Here is an 18,784-nt window from a genome sequence, read left to right as displayed (position 1 = left end):
TCACCTGCTCGTCTCTCACGTTAAGTTGGGCTGGAACCCCTGTCGTTGTTGAGAGCTTTCCAACATCTAACCCGTTGTATTCTCAGTTAGCTGTCACCATGGTGAAGGTTGATAAGTCTGCAAGACGTATGTACTTAATGAGTGGAGACACATTAGTACGCGAATATCGAATCGCATTAGGCAAACAGCCTAAGGGACACAAACGTTTTGAGGGTGACAACCGAACCCCTGAAGGTCGTTACTATCTAGACTATGTACTTGAGGAGTCAGAGTTCTATCGTTCTGTACATATTAGCTATCCGGCGCCATCGGATCGCAAGTGGGCAGAGAAATACGACATTGATCCGGGTGGTAATATCAAAATACATGGTTTAAAGAACGAAGAGATTCGATCTTCGCGGTACATCCAGAGTTTCGATTGGACAGACGGTTGTATCGCTATTACCAACCAAGAGATGGATGAGTTCATTGAGTTGGTTCAAATGGGCACGCCTATTGATATTGAATGGTAGTCGTGCCCAGTATGATATGCCTAGCCCGTGTCGTTAAAGTGCTAAGAATCGTGTTGGAAAGTCTGTAAAAATAGCGTCGACCTGGTTGATATAGTCAAATTCTGAACTGTGGTTAACGGTATAGCACCAAATTTTTCGCCCTGTTTGTTTTAGATAATCAATGTCAGATTGAGTCAGGTTGGCGTAATTCAAATGACAGCTGAAGGCATCACTGTTCTCTATCGTGGTTTTATCTTCCTGTGCTAACTGCTCGGTGATCATGCCGACTCGGTATTGAGGAAGGTGCTTTTTCACCTCTTCAACCACTCGATGACTAAAGCTGGAAATCAGGATGCGGTCAGTATCCATTGAGCAGCGGATCAGCTCTTCATGAAGCATCTCAACAACGTGCGCGGGCTGGTGGCGGGTATCGACTTTTACCTCTAAATTGACGCTCAGATCGAGTGCTCCAACCAAAGCCAACATCTCTGTGAGAGTCAGAATTTTCTCACCTTCAAACTCTGATGACTTCCACGAGCCAAAATCGAACTGCTTTAGCTCTGCCAAGGTATGCTCGTCAACGCGACCATGTCCGTCACTACAGCGCTCAAGCGTATGGTCGTGACACACCACTAATTGATCGTCCAATGTAGGCTGAATGTCGACTTCAATCCATTTCAGGCCAAGTTTCGCTGCCTGTTCAATACTTGCTTTGGTGTTTTCAGGGTGAGTACCTGCAACACCACGGTGACCAACAATCATAGGAGGCATACTGTTTCCTTTTTCAACACATTGTTATTCATGCTTAAATCAAGTCTAAAGGATAAACGAGTTATCGTCGTTATCTTGATACACATATTGAGTTTGTTACGTGGCGTTATAGTGTCACGGGCTTTGACGTTAATAGTAAGAGCAGGTTGAAGCTTATCAATTGAGTCGCTTCTTGGGAGTAACGTTGTCGGCTAGCGCGCAATATCCAGTTGATTATCTCTTACACCATTAATACGGAACCAGCCTGCAATGCTAAACCGTTCGGTATTGGTTGGAAGCACTTCGTGCGGAAATTGCTCGGAGAAGAACACACAAAGACGCCCTGCTTTTGGAGCGATAGTGGCGACGTGATTGTCTTCTAGATCATACACGACTAGCTCTCCCGCATCTTGTTCTGACCATTCGTCGTTCATATAGAATACGGTGGTGAGTCGGCGGTTTTCATTGCCTTTAAAGCAATCGAGATGTTTTTGATAGAAGTCCCCTTTGAAGTATTTTGCAAAGTGCGCTTCGTACTCAAATAAGCCAAGAAAAAAAGCTTGATTTGCGGCCAGACGGATCTGTTCCATTTTATCTAAAAATTGCGAAGTGGGCTGCCCCATGTCGCGGCTCAGCCATTGGATCTTGTCACTGCGAATGCGCGATTCACGCATCACTTCGTCATTGCGGCCAATCCTCGCCTTTTTCCAATTGTCAGGAATGCAGTCTCTCAATGCCGTAACTTCGTCATGAGTGAGAAAGTCGTCCCAAACAAAATAGCCTTGGGTAGATAACGCATCGATCAGTTGGTTCATGTAAAGCACTCGGATATATAAATTAAGGGCATTTATATAGTCGTAATAACTCAAGCTAACAAATCAGGTTGTTTGTCGTTACGATAACCTCGGCTTTATGGATTGAGATCGTGGTAAATGACAGCGTTACTTAGAGCTCGGTTTTTGAGTGGGCTTGGGTCTCAGAGTAGGGTTCAGCTCATTAATTGCTGACTTCGAGTGCAGCACTATTGATTTAACAAAATGATCACATTTAGGGTTGGTTTTGCTATTGTATAGGTCTGACCAGTTAGCAATAAACAAGGAGTCGTTTTGCAACTGCACACTATAAAGGGGTATATCCAAGACATGTATTTGGTGGAGTACCCTGATCGTTTGTTATTGCTTGATGGCGCATGCCGAGCAGACATCCCACATTTAAAGTCGTTTATCGAACGAGATCTTGGTCGCGATTTTAGTGACTTACATACTGTTGTGGTCACGCACATGCACCCAGATCATGCTGGGGCAGCACATAAGCTGCGAGCCTTAACGGGCTGTAAGTTGGTGTCGGCGGACCGGGATTTTGATTGGTACGCACGCTGGGACGGAATGCTGATGCACTTGACGGATTTGGCACTGGCTCGTTGGATGGCAAACCGTTTGGGGCGACCAAAAGCCAATCTTTGGTACTCCCGAAAGTTAAAGCCAGACTACAAGCTATCGGATGGCGAGGCCATTCCAGGTTTTGATGATTGGGTGATATTGGAAACACCAGGTCATACAGACAGAGATCTGTCCGTCTATTGCCCATCTGAACGTTTAGCGTATGTGGCAGATCTGATGGTGGAAGTGAAACAGAAGTTAATACCGCCATTTCCTATCTTCCACCCTAATCAGTATCGTCATTCGGTAGAGCGTATTTACGATCTCCAGTTAGATACTCTGCTGGTGGCACATGGAGGGCAGGTGGCCTTCGATCAGTCTGCTTTCGAACATCTGTTGATGAGAGCACCGCAAAGGCCTGTGACTCATTGGCGTGTGACCAAAATTAAATGTAAGAGTCTGCTGAAATCAATTTGGCGGGATAAAAAGAAGCCCTAAATGACAAAGGCCAAGTCGTAGTGACTGGCCTCTGAATTGAGCGAGTAGTGAATTGTACAAGCGTGTTTGGCAAATTAGTGTGCTTGCTTGCCTGCGTTACTGGGTTATCTTGTGCTTAATACGATTAATTCAGTAAGAAAGATTTACTTGGGTCAACGATCACTTTGTTACTCATGCCTTGACGCCCTAGAAGCATCATGTAAGTCATATCCTGACGGTTGCTTAGCGTTAGGTCGATTTTCCACTCCTGACTCCCCATACGAAGTAGGGTTTCAATCACGCAACGAGTCTCTACTTCACCATTCGAAGACTTGATCTTCTTTCTCGCTTTTAACTTCGCAGTGCAACGTACCGTCTCTTCTAGGTGGTACACATCAGGGTGTAGGTCAAATTCGACGTAACGTTGCCCGTCTTCTTTAAAGCAAATTAGGTTGTCTACGTGCAAAGAGGAGATTTTAGCTCCGGTATCTACGCGCGTGTGCAATCCTGTTATCCCTAACTCAGGTAAGCAGAGTGCTTCAGTGTTCCCTATGATCATTTTATTGTTCATAATTATTCCAATCATTAGTTAACGGCTTACATGGTTATCTTAACCGTTTTGATTTTTTAACATTAACCTTTACCGCGAGTACGGTTCGCGTTTGGTTTTGCATTTTTTTCGATAAATTCGAAAATCATGTCAGCAACATCTTTACCCGTCGCTTTCTCGATACCTTCTAGACCTGGAGAAGAGTTGACTTCCATCACCACAGGACCATTCTTAGATTGTAGGATATCGACACCACATAGGTTTAATCCCATGATTTTTGCAGCGTTGATTGCTGTTGCACGCTCTTCTTTGGTGAGTTTAACCAACTGAGCAGTACCGCCACGGTGTAGGTTAGAGCGGAATTCGCCTTCACCTGCTTGGCGTTTCATTGCGGCAATCACTTTGTTACCGACCACAAAGCAACGGATGTCTGCGCCTTTTGCTTCTTCAATGAACTCTTGAACTAAAATGTTCGCTTTAAGGCCCATGAATGCTTCAATTACGCTTTCTGCTGCTTTGTTGGTTTCTGCCAACACCACCCCGATACCTTGGGTGCCTTCAAGCAGTTTGATAACCAAAGGAGCGCCACCTACATTTTTGATCAGATCTTGGATCTTATCAGGACGGCTAGCGAAGCCCGTTTTTGGCAGACCGACACCTTTACGAGATAAAAGCTGCAGCGAGCGTAGTTTGTCGCGAGAGCGGCTGATCGCTACGGATTCATTGATACAAAAAGTACCCATCATCTCGAATTGACGAACAACCGCCGTACCGTAGAAGGTAATGGAAGCGCCAATACGTGGGATCACTGCGTCGTATTGTGGTAGCTCTTCACCCATGTAGCGAATCTTCGGATTGTTACTCGCAATATCTATATCACAGTGCAGCGTGTCAATAACATCGACCTGGTGACCACGAGCTTCTCCAGCCTGCTTTAAACGAGCGGTAGAGTATAGATTTTCGTTGCGAGAAAGAATTGCGATACGCATGGCGTTTCCTTAGTAAATACCTGATTGGTATGTGCAAATTATTAAGTTGTTTTAAGAACCCGGTCGATTTGTAGTGGGGCCTTGTTTGCTTAGGGGCGAACCTTAAGGCTTTTAGGATGACTAGGAAAACGAATTAAATTTGTCGAGTCGACAATAGAATTTTATTAATGGTTCGAGTTATTGGTACGTAAGGGGTGCAGGTCTTGTTTGAGCGGAGAAAGCGAGCCGAAACCAAACTCTGATTGGGGGTAGGAGCTGTTTAAGTGGCATTCGACTCGCGTAATTTGGTAAAAGAATATGTACTTTTTAATGGATTAAGATAGCGGTATGAGTGTACGGAGTGCGCCTTTTTCGATCTAGATTGTTGTAGGTAAACACTGAGATAAATCGCCTTTTTGCATGCATATCATCGCCACAGATTAGTGGGTATCTAGTACAGCACTATTTAATTGCGCAATGCTATTGTTGTCGATAATAAGGAACTAATAAACAGATGGGCTATTTTGTGAGTGTTCCTGTTTTTGGCTTGAGTGGCAGATTTATTGTTTAAAATCGATATAATTGGGGTTTAATAGGAAAACGAATAAAACAAAGGTTCTAATTTTGTCTGATGTAAATATGATGCGTTATTACGCAAGGCTGACATCATTTGATGCCAACACCCCACATGCTGTCACCTTAGCTGAATTGGCCGATTTGATGTTTACCAGTGTTAGACATGCTCGAACCTTGCTGGGACGAATGCATCAGGCACAATGGGTAGTGTGGGAGCCTAAAGCAGGCAGAAACCAGCGTTCTAATCTAACCCTGCGCTACGATGTACAAGGGCTTCATCGACATATTGCTAGTAAATTGATCGCCGAAGGTAAGTATGAAAAAGCGTTGGCGGTACTTGATGATGACCGCACAGTCTTTGGCTCTTTGCTGCAAGAGACATCCGGTGCAACCTTACGCCAAGGTTTACTGCATGTTCAACTGACGTACAAACGTCGATTTGAAGCGCTTTTTCCTCATCACGTTCACCGTAGTAGCGAACGCTTTCTTCTCCGGCAAGTTTTCAGCTGTTTAGTCAGTTGCAGTAGTGGAGGTGTACTCAAACCTGAGTTGGCACATCACTGGGACTACAACGCAGAGACGCAAACTTGGACTTTCTATCTTCGACCTGGTTTAACTTTTCATAACGGTCAGCTTATTGATGGTAAACAGTTAGTACAGTTGTTTGAACAGTTGAAAACGCACTCGTTCTATCAATCGGAGCTAGAACATGTTGAACAGGTCTACAGCGAACAGCCACTTCATCTTTGTTTTAAGCTTTCAAAAGCAGATACCGGGTTTGCGGGTCTGTTGGCGGGAGTGAAGTATTCGATTCAACCTCCAGCACAGCTACAAGGATTGATTGCCCAAAACATTGTCGGAAGCGGGCCATTTATGATTGCTGAACATGATTCAGAGCGGATCAAGCTGAAAGCGTTTGAGCACTTTTTTAGTACACGTTCACTCACGGATGAAGTTACGATTTGGCAATTTGAAGAAGAGCTTGCCAAAGTCACCAATTTTGACCAGAGTGAAATTCACGTCGCACCTGAAGAGGACGTCTCTTGTTTTCATCAGTTGGGGCGGGAAATTACTGCTAATGAAACCGATGAGCAGCACAGCCGTGTTGAAGATGGCTGCCTGTTCGTGTTGTATAACCACAATGCACTGCAGCAAGAATTGACCATAGAGCAGAGAAAATTTCTCGCCGATTGCTTTAAGCCGAGTCTTGTCCATGAGCAGTTAGAGTCGAACCGCGGTATGTTTGGCTTGCAGTATGCAAAGAATATCTTACCTAGCTGGAACCCAGTGTATCGCATGCCAAATCCACCTTGCGCGTTGCCACGTAAACTTACTATCGCAGTTTATGATTACTATGCTCTGTATCGCTGCGCTGTAAGCATTGCTGATTTGTTGAGGTTCCAAGGTGTTGAAGTGGAGGTCAATACTTATAGCTTCCGTGATTTGACTCTGCGTTCGCAAACCAATCAGCTTAGTGAAGACCTGATTCTGTGTAACCTGAATCTCGATGACAATGCGCCATCTTCTCTTTTTTCATGGCTGATGAATGATCCCGTTTTGCATTCTGCGCTTGGACAAGATCGCAGTGAGTGGCTTAAGTTGCAGCTTGATCAACACAAAGCATCGGTCAAGCTAGAAGACTACCTAGAACAACTTGAGCCGATTGCGACTAGCCTCGTCACGGACTATTGGCTATTACCGCTGTTCCACCACCTTCAAACGGTGAGGTTTCAAGGTATTCTCAAGAATGTAGCGATTACTAACTGGGGATGGCCTGAGTTTAAGGATGTGTGGTCGGTCGATTAGCAACTAAGTATGGCTCAAGAGAAAAGCGTTGTTCTGAACAGGTAAGAGCTTGCAATCATAGTGGTATCGATGTGGTTTACTCCGACTCAACACTATTCCGGTCGCGGTTCGCGAGCTCGTGCCTAAGCCTTTGTGATCTGCTGTTTTTATTGTGCTTTTATCGCTATTCAAAGAAATAAAACTTAGATATGATGCTCCCCAAAAACACAAAGGTGATATTGTATGACAATTATATTTAATCAAGCAGCACAAGAGCTGTTGAACCGCAGAGCACCAGGCACTAAAGCGCCTCGCCTAGATGAAACTCTACGCCCGTTAAATCTTGAGGATGCTCTTCAAGTACAGTCGTCGATTATCGACCTACGTTCAGATAAGGTTGCTGGCTGGAAATGCTTGCTGCCTCTTGCTGAAGATAAGTTTGTTGTTGCACCTATCTTCTCTGACACTGTTCAGCGGGGTGCATCTTGTGAGCTCCATGCAGACAATGGTGTTGTGCGTATTGAGCCGGAAATCGCTTTTGTACTAAAAAGCGACTTACCAGCAAGTTCCGACGGTTACACTGAAGAGCAAATTGATGACGCGATCGGTTCTTGTCATATGGCGTTAGAGCTAATACAGTCTCGTTATTCTGATGACAGTGGTGCTGAGTTCTATGAGAATCTAGCAGATTGTCTAGTGAATCAGGGACTGTACCTCGGTCCGCAGCTTGAGCGTGAAGAGGCGTACAAGGCCTCGACGGTGAATGTATCTGTGACTCAGAACGAAAATATTCAGCAGTTCGACGGTAAACACCCAAATGGTCTGCCGCAAACTCCAATTTACTGGTTGATCAATTACATGACGCGTCGTGGTGTCGATTTTGAAGCGGGTGAGGCGATCATTACGGGCTCATATTGCGGAGTCGTTGAAGTTGAGTTCGATCTACCAACAACTATCACGTATGCGGGTTTAGGTGAGTATCAGGTTACCTTCTTTGAGAAAAACTAGACCCTGAGCCGCCCGACACTCAATGAGAAAGCAACCGACTGAGTTAAGCCACTGAACGCTATATTGTTGGACATTTAGACGTCTAGACGTTGACAAGTCTTTATAGTCAGATTAGTCTGCTGTCCTCTTTTCTATACTAGTTTGTTCAATGTCTAATTCTAAACACTCAAATGCACAAATCGCTCCGAGTGCGGTTGCTCTGATCCCGCTCATTATCTTTCTTGCTCTGTTTATCGGAGTAGGCAGCTACCTATCTTACCAAGGCGTTGACTTTGCCTTTTATCAGCTGCCGGCGCCTATTGCGACACTGCCAGCGATTATGGTTGCTTTGTTGATCAGTAAAGAGAAGATCAACCGAGCCATTGAGCACTTTATGCGTGGTGTCGGACACCCAGATATCGTTGCTATGTGTATGATCTACCTATTAGCGGGTGCATTCGCAGCGGTGGCTAAAGCATCTGGTGGAGTAGACGCGACGGTAAACCTTGGTTTGTTTGCTATTCCAACAAGCATGATTCTACCGGGGATCTTTTTGATCTCAGCATTTATCGCAACCGCGATGGGTACGTCTATGGGGACAATTGCTGCTGTTGCGCCAGTTGCTCTCGGGATTGCAGATTCTTCTGGAATGAGTTTGTCGTTGACTGCTGGCGTGGTACTTAGTGGTGCAATGTTCGGTGATAACTTATCGATTATCTCTGATACCACCATCGCAGCGACGCGTTCTCAAGGCTGTGAAATGCGTGACAAGTTCAAGGAAAACATCCGCATTGCTTTACCAGCGGCTTTTATTGCTATCGTTATTTTTGCGATGAACAGTACGCCAACACAAGTGCCGGAAACTGGCGATATCGAGTGGCTTAAAGTGCTCCCTTATATGGCAATTTTGGTGTTCGCTGTCTCTGGGATGAATGTGTTCGTGGTGCTGACCATGGGTATCTTGTTGGCGGGTTGTGTGAGCTTAGTGGGTGTCGATAGCTACAGCTTGACTGACTACGCACAAGATATCTATTCGGGCTTTGGTAACATGCAAGAGATCTTCTTATTGTCGATGCTGATTGGTGGTCTGAGTGAGTTGATGCGCCGTCAGGGTGGTCTTGTTTACCTAACTAACCTAGTGAGCAGCGTGATTCGTGCCTTTGGCTCTAAACACTCGAAGCAAGCCAATGGGCGTGCCAGTGAGCTAGGTATCGCAGGTCTGGTTTCAATGGTCAATGCATGTACTGCAAACAACACAGTTGCGATCATTGTGTCGGGCAGTGTCGCTCGCCAACTAGCCGAAGAGAATGATGTTTCACCTCGTCGTGCGGCGAGTTTGTTGGATATTTTCTCATGTGTGGTTCAAGGTGTTCTGCCATACGGCGCTCAGGTTTTACTGCTAGGCTCTGTTTTTAAGCTATCGCCGTTAGAGATCGTATCTAATTCGTATTACTGTTTCGCATTGGCTATCGTGGCGGTGATTGCTGTGTTTATTAAGCATCCAACCCGAACCGCTAAACTTGATACAGCAGACAATGGATAATGCTCTGATGGATAGATAACAAAAAAGGCTCGCATGAGCCTTTTTTAATGGGTTTAACTTCTCGATTTAAGTGCGCTTGTAAGAGATGTTGTCTATCGAGAGCGAACCTGTTTTTCTACCAGTCCATTGCGCTCTAGGCCACGCCTTACACTGCTGCACATCTTGCCGAAACGGCGCAGTTCTTCAAAATTAGGTACACGTCCCACTTTGATCTGGTGTTCCCAATACATCAGCTCTCCATCAACCATCTCTAACAATTTTTTCGGACAACCAAGACAGTCACCTTTTGGACCGCATACAAAAGTGTCTGACTCGTATAGTGGTAATTCATGTTTTACGTCTTCAATTAGACTTAACATTGCAGATGTTAGGTCGGGCTTTTTGGTTTTCAAAACTCAGCCTCGAATTGGAACGTCATCCATTCATTGGTAATTGGATGACTCAAGCACAGCTTCTCAGCATGGAGGTGAAGCCTGTCCGCTTTATGCCCATAGAGAACATCACCTACGATCGGCATATTCAGACCTTCCTCATGAGAACAGTGCACTCTTAATTGATGAGTACGACCTGTTTTCGGATGGAGATAAACCTTGGTTTTGCCATCACGACGCTCAATCACTTCCCATTTGGTTTCTGCAGGCTTGCCATGCTCATAGCAGACGATCTGACGTGGGCGATCATAAAGGTCTCCGCACAACGGCAAACGAATGTAACCCTCTTCTTGTTCTAGATTACCTTCAATCAGAGCGACATAACGCTTCTTAACTTCTCGAGTGATGAACTGCTTCTGTAGGCTCTTGTTCGCTCGGCGAGTGAGTGCGAAAACCAGTATCCCCGAGGTTGCCATATCCAAGCGGTGAATAACGAAAGGCCCTTCAACATCGGGATGCATTTCCTGAACGCGAGTGTATGCTGAGTCCTTGATGGTTTTTCCAGGTACTGACAAGAATCCAGATGGCTTGTGCACCACAACGATGTGTTCATCTTGAAATAGAATATCTAGCTCTTTGCCCTCTGCTGGGTTCTCGAGTAACGGATTTGGATCGACTTCTAGCCCTTTCATCATGTGACCTAAGATCGGTACACATTTACTTTGACAAGACGCGTAGTATTTCTTGTGTTTACGCACCTCTGATTTTGGTGACCGCCCCCACCAAAACTCGGCCATAGCCAATGGTGTATAACCATGTAGGTAGGCATATTGCAGCATCTTAGGCGCAGCACATTCGCCAGAACCCGCTGGTGGTACTGGGTTCGTCAATGGTGCGAAGATATGGTTTAGATCTTCCGTTTTTCCTTCAGCATTTAGAAACGCGTATTGAGCGAAAAGTTTATGTTGCAACTGGTGAGAGAGAGTTGCGCGTTGCTCTTTTAGTTGATCCAGTTGCTCGGTATAGACATCAATTTTAGATTGCAATTCAGCTAGGCGTTTTTCCCAAGCGAGCTTAAGGTGCCTTTGCTGGTTTTTATCTGCAACGCTGGCTTTACCTAGCTCAATACTTAGCTGTTCAAACGCGGCTTCATCAAGTTCTAGCTTACCTTGTTCACGTTGCTGTTTACGAAGCTTACGGCCTTCGATGACCTGTTGGCGCTGGTCTTCATTCTCTTGTTCCGCTTGCGCTTTGTTTTTCGCCATTTGCTCACACAGTGCTAGGTAAGTCTCATCTGATTTCAGAGCCTTGTATTTTGCATTTACCGCCATCATGTCGGCTGTATCTTGATGAAAGAAGCTCTCACTGTTTAACATATCAAATACTGGTGGAACGAAGTGCGGCAACAGGTTTTGGTCTGCGATCTTGCCAGAGAATGCAGAAAAGTAGCCAATTTCACTTTGTGGGCTGCGAACGATAAGCACCCCAAACATTTTTCCACGACCCTCTTCCGACTCTAGGCCGAAATCGTGGTACCAATCGGTCTGTGTTTCCAGGTGAGCCTGGAGCTGCTCTGAGGCCAGTTCACAAAGAGGGTGGGGCTCGTAGTAAAAAGGAAACGTAAAGCGTTCTGGAAGCGTGTATGACTCAATCGATTGGTTGAATCGGGTAAAGCAGTTTTCAGGTGTGTGTAGAAATTCTGAAGCGTGCAAAGAAGTCGATGAGTGCATAGTGTGTCTTTTTATCTAATGGATGAAATCGCAAGGAGTTCGATGTTAGGCGGCCGATTCTACTCCTTATCGATACACGCCTCAAATCTGTTCAATGAGAACACTGTTATTTTTGTTGCATGGGCTGTTTAAGTAGGGCGTGTTGACCTTTCGTGGTTAAGTTTTGTTCGAGATAAAAGCGTTTTAATCGCGGCGAGGGGGAAGTAGCCTAGTCATTCTAAGCAAATCCCCCTCAACAAAGAGTAAAACGCTTTTAGCCGAACCCTTTGGGCAGCGTTTGCTGGTCATTTCTACTGCGTTATCGGCTTTTCATGTAGGCTAGCTACACATCAAAACCTCTGCCTTGTAGAAATACCCAGCAACTCGCTGCAAAAATCAGCTCGAAAGATCAACACGCCCTAGTAACAAGTTGGAATGAACGTGATATGCTTTCGTGTTTTATATGAACAGGTAAGCTTATGATTCCGCTAAATACTTCGATCGTTTCCGGTGTGGCTCTTTCTGAAATCGATGGCCAGATGAAAATGCTATTGATGAAGCGTGTGAAGGGGGGCTTTTGGTGTCATGTGGCGGGCTCTATTGAGAGCGGTGAGAAGGGTTGGCAGGCGATTGTTCGTGAATTCAAAGAAGAGACAGAAATTGATGTGCAAGCCTTGTATAACGCGCAGTTCTTGGAGCAGTTCTATGAGCATCATGTTAACGTTATACAGTTGATTCCAGTATTCGCGGTAGTGTGCCCACCCAATCAAAATGTGCAGTTGAATGAAGAGCATACAGAGTTTCGTTGGTGCTCGCTGGAAGAAGCGAAACAGTTAGCGCCGTTCCCAAATCAACATGCAGTCTATGACCATATCTGGGAGTATTTCGTTAACAAAGCGCCTAATCCGCTTTATTGCGTTAAGTTAGTTTAGGATCGCGTTAAGTTAGCTTAGACCTCAAAAAGTATTGACCTCAACCTCACTCACGATGAGCTGCTACCAATGATTTGATAGTGGCGTTCAACCTTGTGAGTGATTTTTCCCCATTCAGAGCTTTTAACACGTTGTTGGTGTGTGTCAAAAGCTTGTTGATCAACAAACTCTTCGTAAACACTGAATTTATTTGGGATATGTTGATCTTGAGTGACCTCGAAGATCAAGCAGCCTGGTTCTTGGTTCGTCAGGGCTTTATGAATTGGTAGTGCAGTGAGCACGGCTTCAAGGTCTTCCGTTGGAACCTCAATGTACCCTGTTAAAACAATCTTAGACATAATTCACTTAACTCTTCCCTGTTACGCGTTCTAAATACCAATGGCCTCGACACGGGCCGTTGGTGAGATACCAATCACCTGTCACCTTATCAGCAGAGACTTTTCCTGAAAAGCGGTAGTCCCACTGCCTGTGATTAGCATATAAGGTGAGTATGTGGGTGTCTTCGGCCACCCAGCCTTTAAGTGAAGTGCCATTGTAGGTGAGGCGCAATGTGGCTTTGCCATTCTCGATACGGCCAGTGATGGTAGTGCGCTCACAAAGGTTGTTGTTAGTGGTGTTTATTCGGCTGCCGACCCATTCTCCGTCGAAGTTTTTAGTGACGCTGTAACCTGGTATCTTTGGGAATTTGGGGAAGGACTCTGAATTACCGGATTTGAACCAACCCATTTTCTGCCCGGCGACGACAAACAGAATAAAACCGGCGGTAAAAGCTAACAATAAAGGTTTCTTCATTGGCAGACCCTAGGATAATCCAAACTTAGGAGGCTTACATAATTTGACGTTAATGCTTGATTAGGCGGGTAAATTTCGTATTTAGCAATGATATAGCTGACTTATGCGACTGGCTTTGCGAATTGGGAGCTAAAAAGAGATCAAGATCAATTCTGGTTTCATTAAATCGTAGTGCGTTTGAAATATATTTGTCACGCAGCGAATTTAGTGTTAGATATGAAACTTAGCTCAATGGATTGAACTGAGCTATAGTTGATAACAGTGTCATGTTTTGATGCAACAGGTACGATAAAGTCTTATTATTTTGTGATGTGTATCGTTGAACTGACCATGAAACACCGTTAGATTCGAATAGTTGGCAAATAAGAAAAGCTCATGAAGAGCAGTCAAACGGAAAGGATATAACCCTTATGAAAAAAATGAGAAGAGCACAGCTTCATCGCGTTCGTATTCAATACTGGAAAGACACAGCGAAAGAAGCGTCAAAAAAATAAGCTTGTCAATGACAGCTTAAATTAGCCATATTGGCATTTCCCCTTGTGCGCAGATAGGCGACTCGTGACCTAAGCACATAACCAACCCAGAGCTGGTAAATCTATACAAAGATTCAATAATGCCAGCTCGATTATTCCCTTTAACGATTATCTTTTTTTACTCACCCTAAAGGTCTATTCAACCGAATCCATTAGTTTAATCGTAAGCGATAAAAAGCCCCTGAATTTCAGAGGCTCTACGTTATCGGTTAAAGACGATCTAGCGTTGAAAGAGGTTTCTCCACGTCACATCTTCAGTTCGGTTCAGCCTAACGCTGGTGAGGTAAGCGAGAACCCCGATGGCAGCATAAACCATTAACGATAGTGCTGGTGCTTCTACAATCGCCCGGAATGGATTTGGTTCAAACAGCACATCAATGGGTAGGGAGACAACGTGAGCTAAGAACTGGCTGATCCCATCGCTAGCTAGTAGGGTCAGTGACAGCCATTTTATTACGTAACCGCCGATAAACATGACCAGTAAGGGTGAGCTTACAATTTGTGAGATCGCCAACGCGACCAAGGATAGAGGCAACAGAACAATAGACACCAACAGCATTTTCGCGAGGAAAACGAGCCAGTTAGTGAACACATAAAAGAGTGATTGTTGTTCAATTAGGAGGGCCAACGGTTTATCACTGAATGTTTGAAGCATCCATAACATCACATCAGTAAACAACACCAGTAGGGCGCAGATCAGCGGGATAATGACCAAACCTACAGCGAGTTTTACTGCATGAGTCAGGTGGTTTGATACAGGCATACTACGCCAAAACATAGAGCTACCTTCTTGACGCTCTTTTCGTAGTGTTTTAGGTATAAATAGTGTCGATAAGATCAGTGACACTGTTCCCGCAATGGCGAAAATCAGAGAGTTAAGGTCACGTGCAATCTCTTGATGGATTTCGCTGATGTCACCGTTGACCTCCATTTGAAAGAAGAAATCATGTTGAGCTTGGACGTTAAACATTAAGCCGACGCCAACTACTAAGCCAAACAGAGCAATGAATAAAGGAAGACGAATGATCACCTTATGTTCGATGAGCTCTTTTTCAATCATGTAAACGCTAGAGTGCATTTAGATAGCCTCCTTCTGTGTGGCAAGGAAAAGGTCCGATAGCCCGACATTGAATCTTTGGCCAAATTCCTCAGTTTGCGGCTTGTATTGACTCTCAAGAAGCCATTTGGTACTACCAAGGCCAGCTTGAGAGCTGAGAGGCTTGAGTTGTGCAATGGTTGAGCTGTGCTCATTTGACGCATCAAGAATGAAGTAGTCGCTCTCAACTTGTTCCATACTTTTGTACAGAACAGATTTGCCCTGTTTAATGATCAATACATCGGTAAGTAGGTGTTCGATCTCAGACACTTCGTGGCTAGCGATAATCAAGGCTCGCTCACCATCGTGGAACCACTCTAATAGGTGGCGATAAAAGGTTTCTCGATAGATAAGATCAAGCCCTAGGGTTGGCTCATCTAGGATCAGCACCTTAGTGTCGGTGGCGATAATGATAGAAAGGTGAAGTTGTACCTTCATTCCTTTAGAAAGCTGTTTGATTTTAGAGGTAAGTTTGATGTCTGTGCCGTTAAGCAGGCGCTCGGCGTGTGAGCGGTCGAAACTTGGGTGGACGCCAGCAGTGTATTTAAGTAACTGTTTGACGCTCATCCATTCTGGGAGCACGTTGACATCAGAGATGTAAGAGAGGTGCTGCATCAGTTCGGCGTGCTGTTCGATAGGGTGACAACCATTTATCTCAATCTCTCCTTGGAAGCGATGTCCACCGAGCAGCGATTTGATTAAAGTTGATTTGCCAGCACCATTGTGGCCTAACAGTCCTAAGACTTGTCCGGCTTTGAGCTCAAAACTGATTTCTTCTATCCCAGTGTTATTGGTATAGCGTTTGGTGACGTTCTTAGCGGAAAGTAATGTCTTCATAACTTTTCCTTTCTGTGTTGTTCTAACAAAGAGACGAGCTCATCGATGCTCATGTCTAGATTCTTAAGTGTATTTGCAATCTCAGGCACTCTGTTGGTGACAAAGTCGCTGTAGGCGTTCTGTTTCAGCTTTGCTTCTGCACCTTGTGCGACAAACATTCCTTGCCCGCGTCTTTTTTCGACTAATCCGTCGTCGACCAATAACTGATAGCTTTTCATCACAGTGAGGTGGTTGATTTTGAGATCAGATGCAATTGTTCTCACCGAAGGTAGTGGTTGTTGCTCTCTCCAGACCCCTTGAATGATCTGTTCTGTGATTTTGCTAGCCAGTTGTCGGAAGATGGGTTGGTCATCTTTCCAATCTGTCATATCGCTCATCTGTATGGTGTTATATATAGGTATAACACTAAACCTGTTACAAAAATAATCAACTGTTTTTTATCGTGGTGTCTATTTTTTATTTTAGTGATAAGTCGGGCCTAAAAAATACTCTTCAATTTCATCAGGGTGGATTGGCTTGCTGAATAAGAACCCTTGAAAATATTGGTAGCCGCAATTTATGAGAAATTGCTTTTGGCTTTCGGTTTCTACACCTTCGGCTACTACTTTGAGCTCTAGTTTTTCACAAATGGCGTGTGTTGCTTTTACGATGGCTTTACTTCCCTGATGTGAACCGTGAACAAAACTCTTATCCAGTTTTACTGTGCTGATGGGCAAGTCATGCAACATGGATAGAGATGAATAACCCGTTCCAAAGTCATCGAGGTGGAGCTCAACTCCAAGATCCGCTATGTCGTAAAGCGCCTGTTCAACTTCCCCATGTTTGAAGATCATTGAAGACTCCGTGATCTCAAGTGCGACCTTGTTTGCTGGTAGTTGATAAAATTTGAGCATCGCAGACAGTTGGTCGGCAAATGCTGAATGGATCTGTTTTCCAGAGATGTTGATACTCAGAGTCAGCTCTGGGCCGTATTTTTTGTGCCATTTCGCGAGCTGTTTGAGCGCAGCATTCAACACCCAACGCCCAAGCGGTACGATTTGACCAGTCTCTTCGGCTAGATTGATAAATTCTCGCGGTGCAATGTCACCCAGTTCATGATCTTTCCAACGCAGTAATGCTTCAAAGCCTTTGATTCGATTATGATCATTATGAATGATGGGCTGATAATGCAGCTTTAAATCATCGTTCTCTATTGCACGTGCAAGTCGATGTCGAATATTGACCTTTCGATGCAGTGCTTTGGCAAGATCTGGAGTGAAGGTTTGGTACCGGTTTCTTCCATTTGTCTTTGCCATATGCATTGCCATTCCGGCTTGCTTAAGCAACGACTCTTGATCCATAGCGTTGTCTGGAAAGTGTGCCGTTCCGATACTGCACCCTACCGATAGGGCGCCGATACCAGTGAGGTCAAAGCTCTTGTTAAGCGCGTTGATGATGCGAGAGCATAATAGAGGGATGTTGTGATTTCGACAGGTGTGAGCAATGATTATGAATTCGTCACCACCAAAGCGGCCAATCATACAAGTATCATCAACCAGCTCTTTAAGTCTTATACCTACTTGTTTAAGGAGTTGGTCGCCAACATTGTGCCCATAGGTGTCGTTAACTAACTTAAAGCCGTCGAGGTCGACAAACATCAGTTCAAATGGGGAGCGGTACTCAATGCTCGTTTGCAATAGGTTTGTGATTCCTCTGCGATTATGCAGTTCGGTTAGGCAATCATGTTCTGCATTGTATTTGGCGAGTAGAAGACGCTCTTTTTGTTGAGTGGTGCATGTCAGATTAAGCAACAACTGATTTTTGTCGAATAACCACTTGCCTTGTACATCAAAGTAATGGGTTTTATCGCCAATTTGACAACTCACTTCTTCTAGGATCTCTTGCCCGCGCATAGCTGAAAATAGCCACAGGTCAACGGTTTCATCGTCGCCGAGAAAATCGATCAACTGAGTAAATGGTTTCCCATAGCTTTGATAAAAAGCCGTATTGACACTTAATATCTGGCCAGTTTTATCGAAAAGCAAAGAAAGGTTAGATCCGTCTGAACAAGCCAAGTCGTGCTTCAAACTATTTTCTTCAGCAACAACCTGCACCAACATACCTATCCGACCGTCTGGTAGAGGGATGCCTGAAAATTGGCACAATGCCCTTTTGGCTATGTGCTTAGGAGTGAAGTTCCACCATGTTTTAATGGTCTGGTTTAGGTGGAATTGTCGTTGGTACTCTTCGAGTGTTGCCTCAATAGCCTTAGACATCTCTTTTCCAAGATCGCGCGAAGTGAGCTCTTGAATCGAATCTGTCTCCCAGAGTGGTAGTGCGCTGCTATTCGCCCAAATGATCAATTTGTTGTCGATGTCGTACACCCAAATAGGACATTTTAGATGCTCAAATGGTAAATAACTCTGCATAATCAAGGCTTAATGTGTGGAGTAAAAAGGCTGTAGCAATCGCAACGGATGACTACACAATTTCTCAAATGGATGAGCTGTCTTATCTGTTTGCGCAGCGATCGCTGAACTCAGAAAGGAGGAGTCAGTGACACGCAGCTTAGTAGAGAGCATTCTTTTCATAGGTAACATGATCTTAAATAGACAACTTGAGTCAATGCTACTCAATCGGTGAGATTAAAAATATAGGGTGAATCTCGATGTTAGGTTGATTTCACTACCTGTTACTCAAGATTTCCGCTTTTGTTACATTTTTCCGCTTGTCTGGTAGTGTTTTGTGCTTATTTATTTCACTTTTGTGGGTGTATGTGTTGTATCGATAGGATTGTTTGACTGAATAAACTTCTGGGTTGTTGTAAATGATAGTTATGTAAGAGAGGGTAAGAAAATAAAGGAGATGTAAGACGAGCACGTTACTATGTTGTCAATTTTAAAACTAACTTTTAAAGGGTATTGATGAAGGCGCAACAAGGGGGAGCAGGGACGTTAAACCGTAAAAATAGCTGTACATCAATGAATAAATTGTTTTGCATACTGTAAAATGGTGAGTTGGGTTACAGT

16 protein-coding genes and 2 pseudogenes are annotated in these 18,784 nt (G+C 44.5%); 6 read left to right on the top strand and 12 right to left on the bottom strand.

The features are described 5' to 3' along the window. Window positions 1-92: 92 nt before the first annotated feature. Window positions 93-512 (top strand): annotated as a pseudogene (locus tag vsple_RS17010) (L,D-transpeptidase family protein); the annotation flags it as partial. A gap of 33 nt (window positions 513-545) precedes the next feature. Here the strand turns inward: vsple_RS17010 and vsple_RS17005 are convergent. Beyond that, the gene (locus tag vsple_RS17005) at window positions 546-1,262 is read right to left on the bottom strand and encodes a glycerophosphodiester phosphodiesterase family protein (protein ID WP_261883978.1); all 717 of its coding nucleotides are present in this window, start codon (window positions 1,260-1,262) and stop codon (window positions 546-548) included. 191 nt (window positions 1,263-1,453) lie between these two features. Further along, window positions 1,454-2,056 carry a 2OG-Fe(II) oxygenase gene (locus vsple_RS17000; protein ID WP_261883977.1) on the bottom strand — a complete coding sequence of 201 codons (603 nt, stop codon included), beginning with the start codon at window positions 2,054-2,056 and terminating at the stop codon, window positions 1,454-1,456. Between the two features lie 291 nt (window positions 2,057-2,347). Between vsple_RS17000 and vsple_RS16995 the strand changes: the two genes are divergently transcribed. Further along, window positions 2,348-3,118: an MBL fold metallo-hydrolase gene (locus vsple_RS16995; RefSeq protein ID WP_255232450.1), complete on the top strand. Its 771-nt coding sequence runs from the start codon at window positions 2,348-2,350 to the stop codon at window positions 3,116-3,118. A gap of 124 nt (window positions 3,119-3,242) precedes the next feature. On the opposite strand, the gene vsple_RS16990 is transcribed toward vsple_RS16995, so the two are convergent. Beyond that, window positions 3,243-3,668, bottom strand: a complete 426-nt coding sequence (locus vsple_RS16990) for an ATP-dependent zinc protease family protein (protein ID WP_255232451.1) — start codon at window positions 3,666-3,668, stop codon at window positions 3,243-3,245. A gap of 62 nt (window positions 3,669-3,730) precedes the next feature. Beyond that, window positions 3,731-4,636, bottom strand: coding sequence for a 30S ribosomal protein S6--L-glutamate ligase (gene rimK, locus vsple_RS16985; RefSeq protein ID WP_032550186.1), 906 nt, complete (start codon window positions 4,634-4,636; stop codon window positions 3,731-3,733). 603 nt (window positions 4,637-5,239) lie between these two features. On the opposite strand from rimK, the gene vsple_RS16980 reads away from it, so the two are divergent. From vsple_RS16980 to vsple_RS16970, 3 genes are all read left to right on the top strand, one after another. Further along, window positions 5,240-6,997 carry an SgrR family transcriptional regulator gene (locus tag vsple_RS16980; protein WP_261883976.1) on the top strand — a complete coding sequence of 586 codons (1,758 nt, stop codon included), beginning with the start codon at window positions 5,240-5,242 and terminating at the stop codon, window positions 6,995-6,997. A 222-nt stretch (window positions 6,998-7,219) separates the two neighbouring features. Continuing rightward, complete coding sequence (locus vsple_RS16975; RefSeq protein ID WP_261883975.1) at window positions 7,220-7,984, top strand: hydratase; 765 nt, start codon at window positions 7,220-7,222, stop codon at window positions 7,982-7,984. 148 nt (window positions 7,985-8,132) lie between these two features. Beyond that, a complete protein-coding gene (locus tag vsple_RS16970; RefSeq protein WP_261883974.1) occupies window positions 8,133-9,506 on the top strand; it encodes a Na+/H+ antiporter NhaC family protein in 1,374 nt (457 codons plus the stop codon). A 92-nt stretch (window positions 9,507-9,598) separates the two neighbouring features. Here the strand turns inward: vsple_RS16970 and vsple_RS16965 are convergent. Both vsple_RS16965 and vsple_RS16960 read right to left on the bottom strand, forming a co-directional pair. Then, window positions 9,599-9,898: pseudogene (locus tag vsple_RS16965) on the bottom strand (hypothetical protein); the annotation flags it as partial. Then, window positions 9,895-11,607 (bottom strand): RluA family pseudouridine synthase, encoded by a 1,713-nt coding sequence (locus vsple_RS16960; protein ID WP_261883973.1) that lies wholly within the window; start codon window positions 11,605-11,607, stop codon window positions 9,895-9,897. The pseudogene vsple_RS16965 and the gene vsple_RS16960, both read right to left, overlap by 4 nt. 458 nt (window positions 11,608-12,065) lie before the next feature. On the opposite strand from vsple_RS16960, the gene vsple_RS16955 reads away from it, so the two are divergent. Next, window positions 12,066-12,518 (top strand): NUDIX hydrolase, encoded by a 453-nt coding sequence (locus vsple_RS16955; RefSeq protein WP_261883972.1) that lies wholly within the window; start codon window positions 12,066-12,068, stop codon window positions 12,516-12,518. Window positions 12,519-12,568: 50 nt separating this feature from the next. Here vsple_RS16955 and vsple_RS16950 read toward each other — a convergent pair whose 3' ends face one another. The 6 genes from vsple_RS16950 to vsple_RS16925 form a co-directional block, all read right to left on the bottom strand. Beyond that, window positions 12,569-12,856 (bottom strand): putative quinol monooxygenase, encoded by a 288-nt coding sequence (locus tag vsple_RS16950; RefSeq protein WP_261883971.1) that lies wholly within the window; start codon window positions 12,854-12,856, stop codon window positions 12,569-12,571. 7 nt (window positions 12,857-12,863) lie between these two features. After that, window positions 12,864-13,310: a hypothetical protein gene (locus tag vsple_RS16945; protein WP_261883970.1), complete on the bottom strand. Its 447-nt coding sequence runs from the start codon at window positions 13,308-13,310 to the stop codon at window positions 12,864-12,866. A gap of 753 nt (window positions 13,311-14,063) precedes the next feature. Beyond that, the gene (locus tag vsple_RS16940; RefSeq protein ID WP_261883969.1) at window positions 14,064-14,921 is read right to left on the bottom strand and encodes a hypothetical protein; all 858 of its coding nucleotides are present in this window, start codon (window positions 14,919-14,921) and stop codon (window positions 14,064-14,066) included. After that, on the bottom strand, window positions 14,922-15,776 hold the full coding sequence (locus vsple_RS16935; protein WP_261883968.1) for an ABC transporter ATP-binding protein: 855 nt from the start codon (window positions 15,774-15,776) through the stop codon (window positions 14,922-14,924). Then, entirely contained in the window at window positions 15,773-16,144 is a 372-nt protein-coding gene (locus tag vsple_RS16930; RefSeq protein ID WP_261883967.1) for a GntR family transcriptional regulator, read from the bottom strand. Before vsple_RS16930 ends, vsple_RS16935 begins: the two co-directional genes overlap by 4 nt. A gap of 93 nt (window positions 16,145-16,237) precedes the next feature. After that, window positions 16,238-18,184 (bottom strand): putative bifunctional diguanylate cyclase/phosphodiesterase, encoded by a 1,947-nt coding sequence (locus vsple_RS16925; RefSeq protein ID WP_261883966.1) that lies wholly within the window; start codon window positions 18,182-18,184, stop codon window positions 16,238-16,240. Window positions 18,185-18,784 lie beyond the last annotated feature (600 nt).

It is taken from the genome of Vibrio pelagius (assembly GCF_024347575.1).
GTDB lineage: Bacteria > Pseudomonadota > Gammaproteobacteria > Enterobacterales > Vibrionaceae > Vibrio > Vibrio pelagius.
Note: the sequence above shows the minus strand (reverse complement) of the source record. Positions and strands in the feature narration are given on the sequence as shown.

What these genes read in the sequence shown, in the direction of transcription:
- vsple_RS17005 (WP_261883978.1), bottom strand. Translation starts at nt 1,262, where the DNA reads ATGCCTCCTATGATTGTTGGTCACCGTGGTGTTGCAGGTACTCACCCT.
- vsple_RS17000 (WP_261883977.1), bottom strand. Translation starts at nt 2,056, where the DNA reads ATGAACCAACTGATCGATGCGTTATCTACCCAAGGCTATTTTGTTTGG.
- vsple_RS16990 (WP_255232451.1), bottom strand. Translation starts at nt 3,668, where the DNA reads ATGAACAATAAAATGATCATAGGGAACACTGAAGCACTCTGCTTACCT.
- rimK (WP_032550186.1), bottom strand. Translation starts at nt 4,636, where the DNA reads ATGCGTATCGCAATTCTTTCTCGCAACGAAAATCTATACTCTACCGCT.
- vsple_RS16975 (WP_261883975.1), top strand. Translation starts at nt 7,220, where the DNA reads ATGACAATTATATTTAATCAAGCAGCACAAGAGCTGTTGAACCGCAGA.
- vsple_RS16970 (WP_261883974.1), top strand. Translation starts at nt 8,133, where the DNA reads ATGTCTAATTCTAAACACTCAAATGCACAAATCGCTCCGAGTGCGGTT.
- vsple_RS16960 (WP_261883973.1), bottom strand. Translation starts at nt 11,607, where the DNA reads ATGCACTCATCGACTTCTTTGCACGCTTCAGAATTTCTACACACACCT.
- vsple_RS16955 (WP_261883972.1), top strand. Translation starts at nt 12,066, where the DNA reads ATGATTCCGCTAAATACTTCGATCGTTTCCGGTGTGGCTCTTTCTGAA.
- vsple_RS16950 (WP_261883971.1), bottom strand. Translation starts at nt 12,856, where the DNA reads ATGTCTAAGATTGTTTTAACAGGGTACATTGAGGTTCCAACGGAAGAC.
- vsple_RS16945 (WP_261883970.1), bottom strand. Translation starts at nt 13,310, where the DNA reads ATGAAGAAACCTTTATTGTTAGCTTTTACCGCCGGTTTTATTCTGTTT.
- vsple_RS16940 (WP_261883969.1), bottom strand. Translation starts at nt 14,921, where the DNA reads ATGCACTCTAGCGTTTACATGATTGAAAAAGAGCTCATCGAACATAAG.
- vsple_RS16935 (WP_261883968.1), bottom strand. Translation starts at nt 15,776, where the DNA reads ATGAAGACATTACTTTCCGCTAAGAACGTCACCAAACGCTATACCAAT.
- vsple_RS16930 (WP_261883967.1), bottom strand. Translation starts at nt 16,144, where the DNA reads ATGACAGATTGGAAAGATGACCAACCCATCTTCCGACAACTGGCTAGC.
- vsple_RS16925 (WP_261883966.1), bottom strand. Translation starts at nt 18,184, where the DNA reads ATGCAGAGTTATTTACCATTTGAGCATCTAAAATGTCCTATTTGGGTG.